Below are 20,993 nucleotides of genomic sequence, written 5' to 3'. Positions count from 1 at the left end.
TGTAGTTTAGACTACAGTTTTTATATATCTATATTATTTAATAGTTCTTTACTCCATCCTGAAGTTATACTAGATATCACTCCTATTTCTTTAACTATATCGTATTTTATACTTGCCATAATTCACATCTTTACCTTTATTATACAATGATTATACCACAAAAATGATTGTATAATACTTATACAAACAGTATATTGTTATATGGAATTTGTGTAATTTATTGCTCACTACAAGATTTTAAAACTTCCTGTAATGATATTTTTTCTATTTTTTTCTTAGCTGCATATGTTCCTAGCATAAATATAAATAATATTATAATTAAGCCAACTATGCCTTGCCATATTTCAAATTCAAATGGCATAACCATTCCAAACTCACTAGCTAGGTATCTAATGCCAAATCCTAACCCAAGTACAGTTATTGGTATACTTACAATATATGAAATTATAGAATAAACTAGGTAACTACTTAACATCATAGAATTAACTTCTTTTTTAGAATATCCCATTACTTTAAGTAAAGATATTGAATAATAATTATCTTCTACAGTCATAGTTGTAAGCACATATAAAACTATAACAGCTATAAATACTGCAGTAATTATCATTGAATATATAGCTACTTTTACAAATCCTTGCATTGATTTTGTTTGTTCTAATATATCATATTTATTTATAACTGATAAATAATCACCTTTATCCAATTTATCTTTTGAATATACACCAGTATAAAAATCATCTTTATCTATATTTTTAAATACTTCATCTTTAGTTATTATATTACTTAAATTCTTTCTATCCATATATACTTTAGGCTCTCCATAATCCCTAGATATTCCTACTATCTTTTCTTTATATACTTTATCATTTATAGTTATATTTATAGTTTCACCATTTTTTACTCCATAAGTTAAGTAAAAACTATTATTTACTACAATACCATCTTTTAATTCTTTAGTTATATCATTAATTTTTTTATCATATATTTTATGTAATTTATTATCACTGTCTATTCCAGTAATGTTTATATTGTCTTCTTTGTATATGCCATTAGGTAAACTTATAAATTTCTCATCATCATTGTTAAGCTTTGGATATTCTTTAGACATATCGACAATTCCCTCATATATATATCCTACTGATTTATAATAATCTACACTCATTTTATCAAAGAAATCAGACATCATAAGACTCATTATTATAAGCATTGATGAAAATACTATTCCTAAGAAAAATACTATAAATTTATTAGTATTTGCAAGTATAAATGAGTATTTAAATTTTGTTTGAGGTTTAGCATTTTTTAATAATTTACTAACTAATTTATTAAGTTTTCCTACCTTTTCATTATCACTTGATTTTATAAGGTTTATTGCCTTTTTAGAAAGCATCTTATTTATAAGTATAGTTGACAGTCCTATTATAACTACTAATGGTACTACTATTGCTACTAATAATACACTTAAATTAGTTTTTATTTCTCCACTAGGTATTAAATAAAACTCTAAGTAAAAATTACTCATATATGGTGCTGTATATACCCCTAATATATATCCAATAAGTAAAAGTGGTAAAGATATTATTGTTAGTATCATTATATATGGTTTAAGTATTTCATATTTTGAATATCCTAGTGCTTTTAAAACTCCTATTTGAGTTTTTTCATTTTTAACTATTCTATAAGTTATCATAAGTACTATTAAAACAGCTATTGTACTAATACTTACACTTATACCTATAGTCATAGCTTGACCGCCCTTTATTTCTTCATATATTGCTCCACTTTTCATTTGATTTTTTGTAAGTACTATACTAGTTATATACTTTAAATCATTTTTATCCTTATATGTTTTAATAATATCTTCATTGAAGTTTTTTAAGCTTTCTTCATTATTAGAAACTCCAGATAAATAAAAATCTTCTTTTCCCTTTATACTTTCATATTCTGTATTATTTACTAATCCTAAAGTCATTTTAGAATTATCTATATTAAAATCTGTTCCACTTATAGGCAGTGTATTATCTGCAAACAATACAAACCCTGTTATAATGTAATTCTTTCCGTTTATGTCAATACTATCGCCTATATCTAAGTTATTTTTCTTAGCATATATATTAGTTACTGCTATTTCATTATCTAATTTAGGCTTATTTCCTTTTTCTATATATGATAGGTTTATATTTTTACTATCTTTAAATAATGTTATCTTATTACTTTTACCATTATTTTTAAAGTTTACTTCTTTGTAAGATCTATTTTCTAATTTAAAACCTTTATAATCTTTTTCAAATGCATTTATTCTATTTTCTATTATCTTATTATAAATATTAATATCTGACTTTTTTATATCACTTAATGTATATATAAGCATACTACTTGCTTTCATTTTTTCTTTATCTGATAAATTATTAATATCAAATTCTGTTAAACCATTTATCATACTTATAGAAAAATCTTCTTGATTAGTTTCATTAATAAAATTTTCCAAAGGTGTTTTTAAGCTATCAATAGCATAAAACATGGTTGTATATAAAAAAGAACTAAGTGCTATTATTATACCTATGGCAAGAATTTGTAATTTCTTTTTCTTAAATGTATTTAAAGTATTTTTAAATAAAACTCTTACCCCCATTTTATTTCACTTGCCTTTCTTTTTTTGGTATTTAAGATTTCTTCGACTATTTTTCCTGAATTCATTTTTATTACTCTATCAGCCATAAATGCAATATTTGGGTTATGAGTTATAACTACTGTTGTTGTTTTAAATCTTTCATTCATATTTTGTATCATTTCTAATACTTGCTTTCCAGTTTCTTCATCTAATGCACCAGTTGGTTCATCACAAAACATTATCTTTGGATTTTTAGCTATACTTCTAGCTATAGAAACTCTTTGCTGTTGCCCACCACTTAATTGGTATGGATATTTATCTTTTTCATTTTTCATACTTACTGCATCTAACACTTCATCAATATTTAATGGATTTTTTCCTATACTTGAACCTATTTCAATATTTTCTTTTACTGTAAGATTTTGAAGTAGATTATACTGTTGGAATATAAACCCTAAATTATTTCTTCTAAATTTTGTAAGCTTATCTTCATTGTAATCACTTATTTTTTCATCATTATAATAGATTTCTCCACTACTTGGTGTATCTAATCCACTTATAACATTTAACATTGTACTTTTTCCACTACCACTTGGACCTAGTATAACTATAAATTCACTATCCTTAATTTCTATATTTATATCTTTTAATGCTACTGTTTCAACTTCTCCACTTTTATAAATTTTCCCTACATTCACTAATCTAATAGACATGACAAAGCCCTTTCATTTTTAAATTTTTTATAATTAATTATACTCATACATTTTTAAGTACTTTTAATAAAGTTATTATATATTTATATTCTCAAATTTTATTATATAAAACATCATGTATAACTTTAAACATTAAAATTATTAAATAATAAAAATCACATTTAATGCTTTGTTCATATGCTATATTAGACGCTAAAAATTACTAAATTTCAAAGGAGGTGTTTGGTATATCATACTACCAAGACAATGAATATAATTGCAGCTGCTTATCAAAATATAGTATAGTTGGAGCTAATTCTTTAGATATTGATGTTGACTACTGTGAGCCTGAAATAAGATCAGACATTGTTATGCCTGAGTACAAATCAGTTAGACTTTGGGGGCAAATAGTAAATCATAAAGGAGTGCCAGTAGAAAATGCCTTAGTAAAATTGTTAGGAGTTGAATGTTATGACGATCAAATTTACTATAAAGGAATAGCTCATACTATAAGCGATTGTGAAGGATTTTATCAATTTGATTTATCTGACTATGAAGATAAGTATTCTAGTTTCAAATTATTAGTAAACAAGGCTACTTATGATTCAGAAAAAGTAGTATCACTTGAATCTAACAACTGTGATTCTTGCTGTAACCAAAATTACTTCGATGATTGCTCTAAGTGTGATATTTCATCATTTAGTTCTCTAAACTATTACCCTAGAAAATTTTCTACTTCTTATGAAATAAAAAATAATTATAACTGCATATATAAAAAAAATCACAACTGCAAAAACAGGATAACTTGTAACAAAAAACATGCTAAAAATATCTCCAAAAGCTAGTTTGCTTTTGGAGGTATTTTTTGTGTATAAAATGCTATCTTAAATCCATCATAAAATAAAAATATATAAATATGCTAAGTTATCTAAGTTTTTACTTCAATATAAAAAATATATAAACTAAAATTTCTATATATCCATATTATTTAATAATTCTTTAAGAGATTTTAATTCCTCTGCTGTTAAAGTTATTCCTTTTCCCATTTTTTCATGTTCTGATGACCAATCTCTTAAATCATACTTAGGTTCCCTATTGTTCCAACTTATAATATTTAATTCTTTTTTCCACCCTGAAGTTGTAGTTGATATTATCCCTACCTCTTTTACTATATCATATTTTATACTTGACATGATTTCACCTCTTTATGTTTGTATATATAGTAATTATACCACGAAAAGTTTTATATAAAACTTTAATAAATAATTTAACAAATGCTTTAATTTACTTAATTTTTATTAAAAATATCAATCTTTATTAATTAAAAGTTATTAAATTACTATAAATGTATATTTTATTTATTTTGGTAAATAATCCTAATAGCAATATTTTATTAAAGGAGTATAATATGAGTTTATTAAAAGATAGTAGAACAAAAGAAAATTTAATGAGGGCTTTCGCTGGAGAAAGTCAAGCTAGAAACAGATATACATTTGGAGAAAGTTTAGCTAAAAAGCAAAATTTATATGTAGTTCAAAAAGTATTTAATTATACAGCAGAACAAGAAAAAGCTCATGCTTGGGTTTTTTATAATCATCTAAAAGAACTTTCTGGCTCTTCTATAACTATAGATGCTGGATATCCTGTTGAAGTATATGACGATTTAATTAAAACATTAAAAGATTCTCAACATAATGAATACGAAGAATGGGATAAAGTTTACAAAGAATTTGCTAAAACAGCTCGTGAAGAAGGTTTCTTAGAGGTAGCTAATAGTTTTGAGAAAATATCTGAAATAGAAAAAATTCATGGAGATAGATTTGGAAGATTTGCTAGTGACCTTGAAAACAATACTCTATTTAAAAAAGATACTGAAGAAAAGTGGATTTGCTTAAACTGTGGTCATGTTCATACAGGTACTAAAGCTCCAATGGCTTGCCCAGTTTGTTCATATCCACAAGGATATTTTATATTATATTCTAATTCACCATTTGAAAATTAATAAAAATCCCTAGTTATTCTAGGGATTTTTATTATCTACAATTACATACACATTTACAATTTAAGTTACACCCGCAGTTATGATCATTTGAATTACACCCACAGCTATGATTATTCGAGTTACATTCACAGTTATGACCATTTGAGCTACATCCATCATTCTCTTCATGACAATTTTTATGACATTCATCACTTTGTTTCATAAGTCTTCGAGCTTCACACATTAACTCTTCACCCTCATTTGATATTCTTCTACAATCATTCCATAATCTACGAGCTCTTTCACATTCTTCCATAGCTTGTCTTTTTAATTCCTCTGCTCTTCTTTCTGATTGTTGTGCTTGTTGTGCAGCTTGATTTGCTCTATTTATTCTTTCATTCGCTTCATCACATTTTCTTTGAGCTAAACATTTAAGTCTTCTACATTCTGAGCAATCAATATCATGATCACATTTACATTTATGATTTTTTTCACACTCTTTTTTATTTATATTTATGCCTTTACAACAAAAATTTTTATGACATCCACAATTATGCTTTTTATAATTTCCTTTTTTGCATACCATAATATCCACCCTTTTTTTTTATTAGACATGATATATTAAATATCATCTTCTTAATAATATATATATGCAGTCTTCTACAAAATGTGAGTTAACTTTTATAAATACTTATATTTTTTTGTACTTAATAACTAATTATATAGAGGAAACTCTATATATTATAAAGAATACTTATATAATCTTTTAATTTGGAGGTTTTTATATTATGAGAAAGTTATTTATGGCTTTTTTATTATTTTCATTAAGTATGTATTTAATAGGTTTTAATTCTTTTGATAATAATATAGACCCTAATTTGAAATTTGAATTTTTAGGTTATATAAATGATAATAATTGCACAAAAATAAATATAAGATTAAAAAATGAATTGAACGATGAATTTATAGATCCAGATATTAGCTTAATATTAAGCGATAAATACGAAAAACAATATAGCTATACTATAAAATCTAAAGATATAAATAATATTACTCCAAATAGTTATGTAGATTTAGAATTTGTTTTTGAAAATAAATTCAATTTAGAAAAGTATAACCTCAAAGATGGAAATGTAATATTTAAATCTTTTATAAAAGATAAGTCTCCTTCAAATTCTATTAGTATGCTTTTTAGTATAAATTAGGTATAAAGTAAAATATGAGATAGTTATAGTATAATTTAAAACACTACTATCACTATCTCATATTTATTAAATATTTTTAATTATAATAACATCATCCCTATTGATAATATAATAGCTGATGATATATATATACAAATGATTATCTTACTTGCAAACTTAACCCATGTACTATATTCAACCTTTGCTATAGCAAGTCCCCCCATTATAACTCCAGATGTTGGTGTTATAAGATTTACAAGTCCGCATCCAGCACCAAGAGTTGATATAATTAATTCTGATGGAAATCCTAAACTTTTTGCTAATGGTCCAAATATAGGCATTGATACACTAGCTAAGCCTGATGTAGAAGGTATTAAAAATGATAAACCTATATATATTAAAAATGCTATGTTTATAAATAATATAGGTGACATTCCACTTAATGCATGTGATGCATTATTAAGAACATAAACATCAAGTCCTGTACTACTCATTATAACAGATACTCCTCTTGATATACCTATTATAAGCGCAACTCCTACCATCTCAGATGCTCCGTCTATTATAGCTGAAACTATTTCTTTTTCTTTTAATCCATATACTACACCAATTACAATAGCCATTAATGTATACCATGTAGCAAGTTCTGAAAACCACCAGTTTCCAAGTGCATTACCTGTTAAAAAGTCAGTATGCTTAAATATAGTTATTCCAAACTTTTCCCAAGGAATAACTCCACATATCATAACTACAAATGATAATCCAAATAAAGCTAATACTATTTTTCTCTTAGTTGTAAATTCTAAAGTCTCTTTTTTTGAATTTATAAATGCACTTTTAGCTGATTCTACTTCTTCTTTTGATAATAAAGTTGCATTAGGATTTTCTTTAACCTTTTTAGCATGCTTCATAACAAAGTATATAGATATTAATAGTGATGACAACCAAAGTGCTGCTCCAATTCCCATAACTACCGCTTGATTAACTTCAACTCCAACACCTTTAAGAGAATCTATACTTATTGAAACCACAAATGGGTTTACAGTTGAACCTAAAACTCCACATCCAGCACCAAATAATATAGTAGCAACTGCTGTTAAAGAATCAAATCCAGCAGCTAACATAGTAGCTGTTATTAATGCATAAAAGGCTAATGTTTCTTCTGACATACCAAAGCAAGTTCCACCTAATGAAAATGTAAACATTAGTATTGGTATTAATATAAATTCTTTCCCATTTAGCTTTTTTACTATTGAACCTATTCCTGCATCAAGTGCCCCTGTTTTTGCTACAACACCTAAAAATCCACCCATTAAAAGCACATATAAAGATACATCTATAGCATCTTTTAATCCTTTTATAGGAGACATTACAACGTCTGATATCCCTGCTTTATTAACCTGTGGTATAAACTGTGTAATTATACCTATTACTATAATTATAGAAAACAATATAGTATATGCAGTAGGCAGGTTAAACTTCTTTTTGTCAGTTTGTCTTCCCATAACTTCCTCCGTATATTTTTTTTCTAAAATAGTTATAGCATACTTAATAATAAATTAAAATACTTTACTTTTAAATTTATGTTATATTCAGTAGTTTTTTTTTATATTTTGTCATATCTAATTAGTAATAAGTTTTTATATTTTACACAACCTATATTTATATAATTTATTTAAAGGATATGGTTAATTTGGATTTTAAAAATATTTTAGAAAAATTAATAATTATTTTACAAGGTTTATCTACAATAGTAATAATATGGGGTATAGCAATTCAATTTGCTTTATGGTTAAAATCAGAAATTGTATCTAAGACTAGAAAGACTGCTGTTGAAAATGTTACTACCATCAAAAACTTTTTGGGCACATACATACTATTTGGCTTAGAAATTCTAATAGGTGCAGATATTATAGAATCAATACTAGACCCTAGCCTTAATCATATATTAGGCCTTGCTGCCATAGTTATAATAAGGACAATTATCTCTTATTTCTTAAATAAAGAAATTGAATATATTAATAAAAACTAATATATTAATTTTTAGTATTAAAAAAAAATATTGACATAAATAAAAAATAGATTTATTATTTAAAACAATAAAGTTAATTACATAACTAAATGCAATGATAAGAAATAGTAAAAGTAAGTATCTTTAACAGAGAGTTACCGGTTGGTGAGAGGTGCAATTGATTTTACTTTGAACACATCTTTAAGCAGAGCACCGAAAAGATATCTTAGTAGGCTGTTTCCGGATTCCCTGCACCCGTTATAGTGCTAGAGTATAAACAATTTATTTGTCGTACTCAAAGAGGTTAGTGTCGTGAGGCATTAATAAATAGAGGTGGAACCACGTGAGTTAACTCCCGTCCTCTAGCAATAGCTAGAGGCGGGAGTTTTTTTAGTTTATTTCCTTATGCGCGCAAAGAAATACACTTAAAAAATTAAATTTACTATAAGGAGATATTATATGAAAAATATATTAAAAAAATTTAGTTTAATGATATTAATTATAATCCCTCTAATATTAATTGGAGGTTGTGAGAAAAAATTTACTAATTATAAAAATAATAATCAAGATAATACAGTAGTTATAGGGTATGACAATACCTTTGTACCTATGGGTTTTTTAGATGAAAATAATGAAGTTGTAGGATTTGATATAGACCTTGCTAAAGAAGTTTTCTCTAGGCTTAATATGAATGTAAAATTTCAAAATATAGATTGGAGCATGAAAGATACAGAGCTAGACTCTGGTAATATAGATGCTTTATGGAATGGTTATACACTAACAGAAGAAAGAAAGAAAAAAGTAGAGTACTCTAATCCTTATCTAACTAACAAACAAGTTATAGTTACCTTAGATAATTCTTCTATAAAAAATAAATCTGATTTAAAAGGAAAGTTGCTAGGAACTCAACAAGGTAGTGCTGGTTTTGATGTTATAGAAAAAGATACTAATATAGTTAATAACTTACAGGATAAAACACCTATACTTTATGATAGCTTTGACAATGCATTTAGAGACTTAGAGTTTGGTAGAGTTGATGCAGTTGTAGCTGATGAAGTATTAGCAAAGTATTATATAAGCAATTCAAATAAACAAAATTTTGTTATCTTAAAGGATAACTTTGGAGAGGAAAGCTTTGTTATCGGATTTAAAAAAGGAAATACTTCACTTTCCAATAAAGTCAATAAAGCTTTAACTGAAGTTAAAGAAGATAAAACTTTCGATAAAATTTATAAAAAATGGTTTAACTAGATTTAGGAGGATTTAATATGTTACAAGGATTAAAAATAGTGTTTATTGTATTTATGCTAACACTTATAATATCAATACCTCTAGGTATAATTATTTGCACATTAAGATTATCTAAAAACAATATTTTAAATGGTATTTCAAAATTTTATATATTAATCTTTAGAGGTACTCCACTTTTATTACAACTAATATTTATATTCTACGGACTTCCTCTTTTAGGAATTGTATTTGATAGATTTACAGTAGCAATACTTGCCTTTTCTCTAAACTATAGTGCATATTTTGCAGAAATATTTAGAGGAGGCATAGAGTCAATAGATAAAGGTCAATATGAAGCCTCTTTAGTACTTGGATTTGACAGATTAACAACTTATAAAAAAATAATAGTACCCCAAGTAGTAAAAAGTATTTTAGCTCCAATGTCTAATGAAGTTATAACATTAATAAAAGATACATCTTTAGTTTATATATTAGGACTTAACGATATACTAAGACTTGCTCAGATAGCTTCTAATAGAACTTTAAGTTTAATTCCTCTACTTGAGGTTTGTCTTATATATTTAGGATTAATTTTCATACTAAGTAGTGTCTTTAAAGCTTTAGAAAATAAGTATTCATATTATAGATAGGAGTTTTTATATGTTAGAAATAAAAAATTTAAATAAATCATTTGGTAAAAATAAAATATTAAATAATATATCATTTAATATAAATAAAGGTGAAATTGGAGTTTTACTTGGAAAATCCGGTGCTGGTAAAACAACTTTACTTAGATGTATATGTGGACTAGAAGATTTTGATAGTGGAAGTATTGTAATAGATAAAACCACTATGAAAAGCTCTATGGATATACTAAAGTTAAAAGGTCAAATTGGAATGGTATTTCAAAATTTTAATTTATTTCCACATATGTCTGTACTTGAAAACATTACCTGTGCATTAGTTAATGTACTAGGTCAAAGTGAGAAAGAAGCTTTAGAAAAAGCTACTAGTATTTTAGATTTAGTTAACTTAAAAGATAAACTAAATTCATATCCGTTTGAACTATCTGGTGGACAAAAACAAAGAGTAGCAATCGCTCGTGCAATAGCCCTATCCCCAAAGATATTATGCTTTGATGAACCTACATCTGCACTAGACCTAGAATCTATAGAGGATATAATAAATATCATGTATAAGTTAAAAGAAAATGGTATGACTATTTTAATAATTACTCATGACTTAGATTTTGCAAATAAAATTTCCGATAAAAGCATAACTATAAAAAATGGATTAGTTGATAATTTAGCCATACTTTAATAAAAAATTTCCTTCACTTGAACTACGTATAGGCAAAGTGTTTCATATCACCGACAACTACTTCCGTTAATCAAGTTTAGCATTTAGTATTAAAAAAAGTATATCTTAACAATTGTTAAGATATACTTTCCTTAAAATGCAGTATTCGTAGCAATTATTTCGTAGCTATCAAAATCATCTTTTTCACATAATATTTCAACTTTTCTTTTTTCTCCTGGTGCTATATCACTTTCATTAGTAAAAGATTTTTCTATAACAGTACCATCTTTTCCTAATAGCTTATAATCAAACTGAACATAATCTATCATTTCATTACTTGTATTTTCAAAAACTCCAACTATTTTAGTCATGTAATCTTCTTTTTTTATTTCCCAAGTAATATTTTTAGCCATCTCTTCTATTTTCTTATTTTCTTTTTCTGATTGTGATTGTGTTTCTTCTATAGCATGGTTAACACTAGATGCACCTTGTGCAAGCATTAGAGCGCAACCTCCTATTATAACTACAAATCCTATTATAACTCCTAGTAAAACTTTTTTCATAAATAACCTCCATAATAACTATTTCATTATTTATTATAAAGTTTATTTATAGCCTATTGGTATGCTCATAGCATACAACTACCCTACAATATAAGTTAATGGTATACCTAGGCTCCAAAATATTATATTAGAATATAGTACATATCCAAGTATCTTTATATGTAATTTATTACTTTTTATAATTGGTAACTTGTTTTTTATATCTAGAAAATTAGTATATAATAAAAAATACATTAAAAGCATTATTACTACTATTAAGTTTTATATTAATTCACCAATGCTACTTACAACAAATAGTCCTATTATTAAAAATATATAAAATACTGTAGATAGTGTCATATTGATCCTATTTCCATTTCTAAACCCTGGTATATACTTAGATTTTAACCTAGTGTTTTTATTAATTTTTTTAGTTTTAATATTTATAGGTTTACTACTATCTTCATTTATAATTTTTTCTTTTAATTTATATCCTATTTTGTTTATATTTTTTTCTTTACTGGCTTGTGTTTTATAAATTAATTTTATTAAATCACTCTTTAGTGCTGATACATCTTGATACCTATCATCTGGAGATATCTTAGTACATTTCTTTATAACATTTTCCAATAACCCTTTATTTTCAACTTCTTTTATATGCTTTCCTGTAGTTAGCACATTCATCATAATACCCAATGAGTATATATCGCTTCTACAATCACTTTGTTCAAATCCAAATTGTTCAGGAGATGCATAACCTTTAGTTCCTAGTAAAATTGTATCCATATTTTCTCCATATTTATAATTTCTAGATATATCAAAATCAATAAGCTTTAATACATTATCATTACTTATCATTATATTAGATGGCTTAATATCTCTATGTATTATTGGTGGATTTAGATTATGTAATATATTTAATATGTCACATAAAGATATTATATAATTTATAACTTCTATTTCTTCTAAATGATCTGTTTCTTTTAATTTTTCATGAAGAGTTTTACCATTTACAAACTCCTCTATTACTACCAACTTATTGTCTATTTCAAATACTTCATATATTTTAGACATATTTTCACTTTTTATATTCTTTAAAGCATAGTATACATCTTTATTACATTCTTTTAATAATCTTTTTATATATAATTTGTTTTTTATATTATTATGAACAAGTATTACTTCACTTTTACTACTTTTATGTATTGTTTTTAATTCTTCATATAAAGACAACTCTAGTTCTGCTTCTAAATTCAAATTTAATCCCTCTTTATCTACATTTTTCAGTAAAAATTATATCATACATAAATACTATTTTGTTAAACTTCTAATTTAATGATAATATTATACTATCTATAAGGAGGTTTTATATGAACGTAAAAACTATATCCCCTTTTTCTATATTATCAAAATCTATAATTTTATTTATACTAGGACTTATTATGTTATTTAGCTCTGATTTTATAGGGCGTATAACAACTGATATGATACTAACTTTTTTATTAGTTATAGGTGCATTATCTATGCTAACTTATATTTTTAACAAAGAAAAGCGCCATATAAGTACACTAGTTGAAGGTATTCTTTGTATTTCTCTTGGGCTTTTTATTAAATATAATCCTGTTTTTTTAACGGTATCTATTATAAGAATAATAGGTCTGTATGCATTATTAAGTTTTGTAGGTAGAATTACTGCAGCTATTATTTTATACAAAAACAATGTAAAAGAATGTATAAGGGGCTTTATTTTTAGCTTAATATCATTAGGATTTGGTGTTGTTTTATTATTTTATCCACTAGATTATATATCTATAGTAGATAAAATATGCAGTATATATGTAATACTAATATCTCTTACACTTTTTTCTGATTTTTTAAGGGAGATTTTAGATATTAATACCTTTAAATCTAATTTAAAAAGGAGATTTAGGATTACACTACCAATAGTTTATGCAGCATTTATACCTCAACATCTATTAGACAAAATTAATAATTTTATCAAGGTAAATCCTAATAATAAAGTTTTAGTTGAAAGTAGTGACTATGATAATCTAATAGATAACTCTTTTTCAACAATAGATATATTTATTCATCTAGCTCCTGATTGTGCTAATGGATTTGGTCATGTTGATATATCTTTTGATGGAATAACTTATTCATATGGAACTTATGATAGTAGTTCTAATAGATTATTTACACTTGTTAGCGATGGTGTTTTATTAGAAGCTGATACTAAAAAATATATTAATTTTATAAATTCTAAATGCAATCGTTCTCTAATAGGGTTTACTTTAGCATTAAATAAAATTCAACATAATGCTATTAAAGATAAAATATCATCTATTAAAAACAATTGTATTCACTGGGAATGTAATTCAAAGAAAGATCCATTTAAGGAGTATACTGATGAAACAAATCTAATGTTTTTAGATACTAATTGTAAATTTTATAAATTCAAATCTGGGTATTTTAAAACATACTTTACTCTAACAGCAAATTGCGTAAGACTTGCAGATACTATCGTAGGTTCTATAGGTTTAGATTTAATAGCAATAAATGGTATAATAACACCTGGTACTTATTATAATTATTTAGATAATTTATTTAAAAGAAAAAATACTATAGTTGTAAAAAAACAACTTTATATGAAACAATCTTCTATATAAATTGGAGGTAATAGCTTGAATAATGAAACAATAGAGTTAATGAGCGTTTTAAAAAATATAAAAGATGAAAGCTGCTTAGATGAGTATCTAGTAGATATCTATGATAAATATAAAGGCTTAGAGTTCAAAACATTTTTTGAAGATATTTTAAAACATAAACAAATTACTAAAAGTGAACTTATAAAAAATGCTCGTATAGATAGAACTTATGGTTATCAAATTTTAAATGGAAGTAAAAAACCTAGTCGCGATAAAGTTATCAAACTTTGTATCGGAGCAAGTCTAGATATTAAAGAAACTAATAAAGCTTTAAGACTTGCAGATTGTGGTGAGCTATATTCTAAAAATTTAAGAGATGCTGTAATTATATTTGGTGTAAACAAAGGAATCGGTATTCTAAAATTAAATGAACTTTTATACGATAGAGGTTTGGCTTGTTTAGATGATTAATATTTTAAAAGGTAATAAGTTTATGTTAGTACATACTTATTACCTTTTTTATGTCTAACTATAAATTATATATTTTAATTATCTATACTCATTTTTATTTACATTAGCTTCTTCTTTTATTTCACTACGCATATTACTAAGAGATTCCTCTCTTCTTTTATTTTTTTCCTCTAATTTTCTTCTTTCTTCAGGATTATCTACTTTTTCAATCATTTCATTTGCTAATCTAATATTTTTTAGAGTATGATTTATATTACATTGTATTTTCTCAACATTGTCTCTTCTATCGTCTGGATTTGGTTTCATTTTATATCTCCTTTTAATTAATTTTCATTAGTTATATTGTTCAATAAACATATTTTTATTCTAGTTTGATTAAGTCAAAAAATATATATTGTAGAAATTATCCTAAGATTTTAAATATCTAGTTTATATAGCTAAAGTTTTTAATTTTATTTTTTTTGATTTGACATTTGATATTTTTTTTTGTACTATTATAGCAAATGCAATAACAAATCAATACCCGATTGAAGCTTTATAGAAGAGATGTCATTTTGACACACCGAAGGAGTCGCACTCTCAGGTACTTTTATAAGTAGGACTGTAAAGCTTAGGGAACTCTGGAGAGACCTATATAGGCGCCGAAGGGGCAAGGCAATTTTGCTCAATCTCTCAGGCAAAAGGACAGGGATTATGTACTATACTTACTTTTTGTATAGTTTTATAGTTGTAGTTTATCCAGAGCTAAGTCTTAAGACTTGGCTTTTTTTATTCAAGCAATTATTATTCTTATTATTTAGAAAATTAAAAATTTCTAAATATCTTATCTTCCTGTCAATTAATTCATTTTCCTTTATTGATTTATTAAGGCATAAAATTCACTTCGCTTAAAAAATAAGCGAATATATAAGGAGTGTATTTTTATGAATTTAATTGATGTTTTATCTCAAATTAACTCATTTATATGGGGACCACCTTTACTAATACTATTAGTTGGTACTGGTATATTATTTACTTTTAAACTTGGATTTTTACAAATAACTAAATTACCTACTGCTTTAAAATTAATATTTAAATCAGAAAATAATGGTAGTGGAGATATTTCAAGCTTTAGCGCTTTATGCACTGCTCTTGCTGCTACAGTTGGTACTGGAAATATAGTTGGTGTTGCTACTGCTCTAAAAATAGGAGGTCCTGGTGCATTATTTTGGATGTGGGTTGCAGCATTTTTTGGAATGGCTACTAAATATGCTGAAGGAGTACTTGCTATAAAGTATAGAACTAAAAATGAAAAAAACGAAATTTCTGGTGGTCCTATGTACTATATAGTAAATGGTATGGGATCTAAGTATAAACCTCTTGCTATTTTCTTTGCTATAAGTGGTATTTTAGTTGCTCTTTTAGGTATAGGTACATTTACTCAAGTTAATTCTATAACTGATTCTATTAATGGAAGTTTTGGAATTAATCCTAAAATAACTGGAATTATATTAACATTAATTGTAGCCTTAGTTATATTTGGAGGTATTAAAAATATTTCAAAAGTAGCATCTACAGTAGTTCCATTTATGTCTTTTGTATATATACTAATGTGCTTTTTAATTATTTTAGGCTCATTTAATAAAATACCATCTACATTTATCTTAATACTAAAAAGTGCTTTTACACCTACATCTTCTATAGGTGGATTTATGGGAGCTAGTGTATCTATGGCTATTAGAAATGGTATTGCTCGAGGTGTATTTTCTAATGAATCTGGACTTGGTAGTGCTCCAATTGCAGCAGCTGCTGCTAAAACTAATCATCTAGCTGAGCAAGGTCTTATATCTATGACTGGGACATTTATAGATAGTTTGATAATCTGTTCTCTTACTGGATTTTCTCTTATATTATCTGGTGTATGGAAAGGAGATTTAAATGGTGCTCTTATGACTCAAAGTGCATTTGAAAGTGTTCTTCCACATATTGGACCTTTATTTTTAACTATTAGTTTAAGTTTATTTGCTTTTACTACTATACTTGGTTGGTGTTATTATGGAGAAAGATGTTTTGAGTTTTTATTTGGTATTAAGTTTATAAGCGCTTACAGGGTTGTCTTTGTTTTAATGATACTTATTGGGTCATTTTTAAAACTTGAAATGGTTTGGATAATTGCGGATATTGTTAATGCTCTTATGGCTATACCTAACCTTATAGCTCTAATTTATCTTACTCCTGTAGTTATAGCTGAAACTAATACCTATATGAATTATTTAAAATTAAAAAAAGAAGATTCTTATGCTATTAATATATAAATAAATTACATTAATAACTTATATTTTATATATGTTATTTTAAATATAAAACCTGTATCAATATTATTGATACAGGTTTTTTATTATTATATCTAAAATTATATTATACATTCTATAAGTTCTTCTTTGTTCACTCTATAGAAATACTTATTTATATCAATATTTTCTAATATATCTAATATATCTTTTTTATTATATCTACATCCACATAGTAAACTTGATATATCCTCTATTTCGCCCTCTCCAAAAAAGTCTCCATTTATCTTGCATTCTTTTATTATGCCTTTATCTACATTAATCCTAAATTCTACCTTTCCTCCATCTAATCTTTTTCCTTTAGTGATTTCAAATTTAGGAGATTTACCGTAGTTCCATTCCCAAGTTTCAAATTTTTCTTTAGCTATTTCTTCTACTCTCTTTATATCTTCTTTTGTTAAATTATAAACTCCACTAGATTCTTTAAGTAAACTCTCTAGCATTATATCTTTAAACTTTAAACTATCCATATCTTCCTTTAAATAGTTTTTAAGATTTGCAACCCTATCTTTAACTGATTTTATTCCTTTAGATATTATCTTATCTTCAGCTATAGTTATACTTCTTACCATTTCCTCTATGTTAGTGTCAAATAGTATAGAACCATGGTGTAATTTACATCCATTTTTAACACATTGTGCATTTCCAGAGAATTTTTTGCCATCTACTAATAAATCATTTCTACTATTAAAGTATGCATCTATTCCTTGACTTTTTAATGCCTCAATAATTGGTGTTGTAAATGTTTTAAAGTCTATTCCATTTCCATTATAGTTTTTAGTTATAAAGCTAAATTGCCATCCATTCATATCCGTATATATGGTTCCGCCACCTGTTATACGTCTAACTACATTTATATTATTATTTTTTACATAATCTTCATTAATTTCTTCTATTGTATTTTGGAATTTTCCTATCATAAGTGTTGGATTTGTTCTCCAAAACATAAATATAACATCATCTTTTAAGTCTTTCTCATTTATAAGATAATACTCTAGTGCAAAATTAAAGTATGGATTAGTTGAATTATTTTCTACATATATCATGGTTTTATCCCCTTTTGTCTATTTAATAGCTTCTTGTGCATTATACGAACTTCTAACTAAAGGACTACTTGCTATATACTTAAATCCTTTCTCTACTCCAACCACTCTATATTCTTCAAATTTTTCTGGTGTTACGTATTCATAAACTTCTATGTGTTTGTTTGATGGTCTTAGATATTGACCTATTGTAAATATGTCGCATCCTACCTTAAGTACATCATCCATAACCTTAAATACTTCTTCATCACTTTCACTAAGGCCAACCATTATACCAGTTTTTGTTAATATGTGAGGTGCTACTTCCTTTACATATTTTAAAACATCTATACTTCTTTCATATATTGCTTCTGGACGAACTGTATCATATAATCTTTCTACAGTTTCGACATTATGATTTATTACATCAGGATTTGCTTTTATAACTATATCTAAATTTTCTTTGATACCTTTTAAATCTGGTATTAGCACTTCTACAGTAGTATCTGGATTTAAACTCTTCACAGCTTCTATAGTTTTTGCAAAGTGACTAGCTCCACAATCCTCTAAATCATCTCTTGTTACACTTGTTATAACTGCATGAGATAATCCTAGTTCTTTTACTGCTTTTGCTACATTTTCTGGTTCATTTATATCAAGATTTTGAGGTTTACCATTAGTTACATTACAAAACCTACAATTTCTAGTGCATTGACTTCCCATTATCATAAATGTAGCTGTTCTTTTTTTATAGCATTCACCTAAATTAGGGCATTTTGCTTCTTTACATACTGTATTTAATGATAACTGTTCCATCATAACTTCAATCTCTTTTATAGATTGACGTTCATAATTTACTCTTAGCCACTTTGGCTTTCTTCTTACTTTTGTTTTTTCCATATAATCCCCCTGATAAACGTTTATCATATACCTTTCTTTATACAATATTAGATATTAACATATAAATTCCTTCATACTTATTCAAATTTTAAATAAAAGCCCTTAAAACATTAATATCATTTTAAGGGCTTTTATTTAAAATTTAATATAATTTTTATAATTAAAAGTTCATTACTTTTTTAATTATATATACTATATCTATTTCTTCCATTATTTTTAGACTCATACAATGCCTTGTCTGCTTTATCTATTGCTAAATATATATCTTCTTTCATATTTTTCTTTTTAGTATATATACCTATACTTGTAGTTACTATGTCATTAACTAATGAATACTTATGTTCTATTGCCTTATTTTTTATATCTTTTTGTATTTTTTCTACTATTTCTATGGCTTCATTTTCACTAGTGTCCTCTAGTATAATAACTATTTCTTCACCTCCAAATCTTATTCCTATCCCTTTCTTTCTAATATTCATAAGAACTGAATTTGATACTTCTTTTATTACTTTATCTCCTTCTATATGTCCATAATTATCATTATATTTCTTAAAGTAGTCTATATCTAGTAATACTATAGAAATTTCCTTTTCTTCTAGTTTCTTTATATTTCTCTGTTCATAATCATCTAGATATCTCCTATTATAAAGACCTGTCATACTATCTTGATAGTGTAATTTTTTTAATGCTTTCACACGAACTATTCTTGCTATTAAAATAATAATTAATATTACTACTATACATGTCATAATTAATACTTTTATTTGTTCGTTTTTCTCTTTCTCTTTTAATACTTCATTTTCATATGCCTTTATTGAATATTCAATATAATCATTTTTTATAATTTCATCTAAAGATTCTTTCTTTTCTTTTAGTATTTCATTGTATTTTTTATATGATTCTAGATCTCCTATTTTACTGTATATTTCAGCTATATCAGAATAGATATCAATTTCTATATATTTAGCACCTTCATTTTTTAGCTTTAGTATTTTATTATATATATCTAAAGCTTCTTTATAATTTCCTTCTTCTTTTAATATACTTGCATATGATAATCCTAAGAAAATATCTTTATGAATAAAATATTCTACTTTATCTTCTTTTAATAACTCTGAACCTTTTTTTATATATTTTTTAGCTTCTTCATAATTTCCTTTATGTATATTTATATTGGCTATATTATAATTTAGAAGAATTTCTACATCATCTTGTTCATTTTTATCTAGATATTTTATATATTTTTTTGTCTCATTTACTACATCACTACATTTATCGTAATCACCGATACTTAAGTATGCATGCATCTGATTTATATATGTATTTACCTTTGCTTCTGCATTGTTTAATTTATTTGGTATTTTTATATTTATTGCCATATCATACCAATCTATAGCTTCTTTATGCAGACCTAATTCATATACTATATTACCTATAAAAGTATATGCTTTAGCTTCATACACACCAGCTTTATCTATATTTGGATGTTTCTTTGCTAAATTTATAACATCTAAATAATTATATATAGCTTTGCCATACTTTCTATCCATAGTATATATTATAGCTAAATTTCCCCTTAATGCCATTTTAGTCTCTATATCTAAATTGCTAGTTTCTTCTATATATGATTTTAGTAATTTTATTGATTCATCCTTAGTTTTTGCATTATAACTTAATGGAAATATTACTTCCCAAACTACATTACTATTATTTTTATATGACTTATCTTCCTTTATATATGTAATTGCCTTCTTAGCATTAGTTATTAAATTTTCACTTTTGCCTTCTTCTAAAAGACAATTATTTAAAAGTATATAATTGTATACTTTTAAAAATGTATCCTTAGAATTTTTTATATCCTTTTTGGCTAATTCAAAATTTTTTATTGCACTTTTATAATCATTTATACTATAGTCTATATAACCTTGTATAAAGTAATATTCACTGTCTTTTACTTCATCCTTTAAATTAGCCCTAACTTTATTTATATAGTTTTTTTCTAATTCCTTTTTATTATATGTACTCTCTATACTATCTATTATGATATCTTTACTCAAATTACTATCATTTAGTTT

The 20,993-nt window shown here is 25.6% G+C and carries 21 protein-coding genes, 1 riboswitch and 1 other annotated feature; of the genes, 10 read left to right on the top strand and 11 right to left on the bottom strand.

What is annotated here, in order from left to right:
* Positions 1-217 precede the first annotated feature (217 nt).
* Together I1959_RS02145 and I1959_RS02140 are read right to left on the bottom strand one after the other, a co-directional pair.
* Positions 218-2,632: an ABC transporter permease gene (locus I1959_RS02145; RefSeq protein ID WP_195236945.1), complete on the bottom strand. Its 2,415-nt coding sequence runs from the start codon at positions 2,630-2,632 to the stop codon at positions 218-220.
* Entirely contained in the window at positions 2,623-3,309 is a 687-nt protein-coding gene (locus I1959_RS02140) for an ABC transporter ATP-binding protein (RefSeq protein ID WP_330615150.1), read from the bottom strand. Before I1959_RS02140 ends, I1959_RS02145 begins: the two co-directional genes overlap by 10 nt.
* A 233-nt stretch (positions 3,310-3,542) precedes the next feature.
* Between I1959_RS02140 and I1959_RS02135 the strand changes: the two genes are divergently transcribed.
* Complete coding sequence (locus tag I1959_RS02135) at positions 3,543-4,148, top strand: hypothetical protein (RefSeq protein ID WP_195236944.1); 606 nt, start codon at positions 3,543-3,545, stop codon at positions 4,146-4,148.
* Positions 4,149-4,274: 126 nt separating this feature from the next.
* Here the strand turns inward: I1959_RS02135 and I1959_RS02130 are convergent, their stop codons facing one another.
* Positions 4,275-4,496, bottom strand: coding sequence for a YdbC family protein (locus I1959_RS02130; RefSeq protein ID WP_092926592.1), 222 nt, complete (start codon positions 4,494-4,496; stop codon positions 4,275-4,277).
* Between the two features lie 215 nt (positions 4,497-4,711).
* Between I1959_RS02130 and rbr the strand changes: the two genes are divergently transcribed.
* Positions 4,712-5,305, top strand: coding sequence for a rubrerythrin (rbr, locus tag I1959_RS02125; protein ID WP_092926594.1), 594 nt, complete (start codon positions 4,712-4,714; stop codon positions 5,303-5,305).
* Between the two features lie 31 nt (positions 5,306-5,336).
* Here rbr and I1959_RS02120 read toward each other — a convergent pair whose 3' ends face one another.
* The gene (locus I1959_RS02120) at positions 5,337-5,870 is read right to left on the bottom strand and encodes a solute carrier organic anion transporter (RefSeq protein ID WP_166505099.1); all 534 of its coding nucleotides are present in this window, start codon (positions 5,868-5,870) and stop codon (positions 5,337-5,339) included.
* Positions 5,871-6,072: 202 nt separating this feature from the next.
* On the opposite strand from I1959_RS02120, the gene I1959_RS02115 reads away from it, so the two are divergent.
* The gene (locus I1959_RS02115) at positions 6,073-6,489 is read left to right on the top strand and encodes a hypothetical protein (protein WP_195236943.1); all 417 of its coding nucleotides are present in this window, start codon (positions 6,073-6,075) and stop codon (positions 6,487-6,489) included.
* Between the two features lie 80 nt (positions 6,490-6,569).
* Here the strand turns inward: I1959_RS02115 and I1959_RS02110 are convergent, their stop codons facing one another.
* Positions 6,570-7,973: a YfcC family protein gene (locus I1959_RS02110; RefSeq protein WP_092926600.1), complete on the bottom strand. Its 1,404-nt coding sequence runs from the start codon at positions 7,971-7,973 to the stop codon at positions 6,570-6,572.
* Between the two features lie 179 nt (positions 7,974-8,152).
* Here I1959_RS02110 and I1959_RS02105 point away from each other — a divergent pair, with 179 nt between their 5' ends.
* The 4 genes from I1959_RS02105 (at position 8,153) to I1959_RS02090 (ending at position 11,029) form a co-directional block, all read left to right on the top strand.
* Positions 8,153-8,500, top strand: coding sequence for a DUF1622 domain-containing protein (locus I1959_RS02105; protein WP_166505096.1), 348 nt, complete (start codon positions 8,153-8,155; stop codon positions 8,498-8,500).
* Between the two features lie 85 nt (positions 8,501-8,585).
* Positions 8,586-8,845, top strand: a binding site (T-box leader).
* Positions 8,846-8,938: 93 nt separating this feature from the next.
* Entirely contained in the window at positions 8,939-9,730 is a 792-nt protein-coding gene (locus tag I1959_RS02100) for an amino acid ABC transporter substrate-binding protein (RefSeq protein WP_166505095.1), read from the top strand.
* A 17-nt stretch (positions 9,731-9,747) separates the two neighbouring features.
* A complete protein-coding gene (locus tag I1959_RS02095) occupies positions 9,748-10,359 on the top strand; it encodes an amino acid ABC transporter permease (RefSeq protein WP_166505094.1) in 612 nt (203 codons plus the stop codon).
* A 10-nt stretch (positions 10,360-10,369) separates the two neighbouring features.
* Positions 10,370-11,029 carry an amino acid ABC transporter ATP-binding protein gene (locus I1959_RS02090; RefSeq protein WP_092926608.1) on the top strand — a complete coding sequence of 220 codons (660 nt, stop codon included), beginning with the start codon at positions 10,370-10,372 and terminating at the stop codon, positions 11,027-11,029.
* 131 nt (positions 11,030-11,160) lie between these two features.
* Here the strand turns inward: I1959_RS02090 and I1959_RS02085 are convergent, their stop codons facing one another.
* Both I1959_RS02085 and I1959_RS02080 read right to left on the bottom strand, forming a co-directional pair.
* Entirely contained in the window at positions 11,161-11,571 is a 411-nt protein-coding gene (locus tag I1959_RS02085) for an FxLYD domain-containing protein (protein WP_166505093.1), read from the bottom strand.
* A 261-nt stretch (positions 11,572-11,832) separates the two neighbouring features.
* Positions 11,833-12,807 carry a serine/threonine-protein kinase gene (locus I1959_RS02080; protein ID WP_207733506.1) on the bottom strand — a complete coding sequence of 325 codons (975 nt, stop codon included), beginning with the start codon at positions 12,805-12,807 and terminating at the stop codon, positions 11,833-11,835.
* 113 nt (positions 12,808-12,920) lie between these two features.
* Between I1959_RS02080 and I1959_RS02075 the strand changes: the two genes are divergently transcribed.
* Both I1959_RS02075 and I1959_RS02070 read left to right on the top strand, forming a co-directional pair.
* The gene (locus I1959_RS02075; RefSeq protein WP_195236942.1) at positions 12,921-14,216 is read left to right on the top strand and encodes an HdeD family acid-resistance protein; all 1,296 of its coding nucleotides are present in this window, start codon (positions 12,921-12,923) and stop codon (positions 14,214-14,216) included.
* A 15-nt stretch (positions 14,217-14,231) separates the two neighbouring features.
* On the top strand, positions 14,232-14,666 hold the full coding sequence (locus I1959_RS02070) for an XRE family transcriptional regulator (RefSeq protein WP_195236941.1): 435 nt from the start codon (positions 14,232-14,234) through the stop codon (positions 14,664-14,666).
* Positions 14,667-14,744: 78 nt separating this feature from the next.
* On the opposite strand, the gene tlp is transcribed toward I1959_RS02070, so the two are convergent.
* Entirely contained in the window at positions 14,745-14,972 is a 228-nt protein-coding gene (gene tlp / locus I1959_RS02065) for a small acid-soluble spore protein Tlp (protein WP_166505089.1), read from the bottom strand.
* A 304-nt stretch (positions 14,973-15,276) separates the two neighbouring features.
* A riboswitch (glycine riboswitch) is annotated at positions 15,277-15,364 on the top strand.
* A 225-nt stretch (positions 15,365-15,589) separates the two neighbouring features.
* On the opposite strand from tlp, the gene I1959_RS02060 reads away from it, so the two are divergent.
* Positions 15,590-16,960, top strand: a complete 1,371-nt coding sequence (locus I1959_RS02060; protein WP_195236940.1) for an alanine/glycine:cation symporter family protein — start codon at positions 15,590-15,592, stop codon at positions 16,958-16,960.
* A gap of 98 nt (positions 16,961-17,058) precedes the next feature.
* On the opposite strand, the gene I1959_RS02055 is transcribed toward I1959_RS02060, so the two are convergent.
* From I1959_RS02055 to I1959_RS02045, 3 genes are all read right to left on the bottom strand, one after another.
* Complete coding sequence (locus tag I1959_RS02055) at positions 17,059-18,042, bottom strand: lipoate--protein ligase (protein WP_195236939.1); 984 nt, start codon at positions 18,040-18,042, stop codon at positions 17,059-17,061.
* A gap of 18 nt (positions 18,043-18,060) precedes the next feature.
* Positions 18,061-18,918, bottom strand: coding sequence for a lipoyl synthase (gene lipA / locus I1959_RS02050; protein WP_092926624.1), 858 nt, complete (start codon positions 18,916-18,918; stop codon positions 18,061-18,063).
* 179 nt (positions 18,919-19,097) lie between these two features.
* Entirely contained in the window at positions 19,098-20,975 is a 1,878-nt protein-coding gene (locus I1959_RS02045) for a tetratricopeptide repeat-containing diguanylate cyclase (RefSeq protein ID WP_176698696.1), read from the bottom strand.
* Between the last annotated feature and the right edge of the window lie 18 nt (positions 20,976-20,993).

The sequence above is a fragment of the Romboutsia sp. 1001285H_161024_C4 genome (assembly GCF_015550185.1).
Lineage (GTDB): Bacteria > Bacillota > Clostridia > Peptostreptococcales > Peptostreptococcaceae > Romboutsia_C > Romboutsia_C hominis.
Note: the sequence above shows the minus strand (reverse complement) of the source record. Positions and strands in the feature narration are given on the sequence as shown.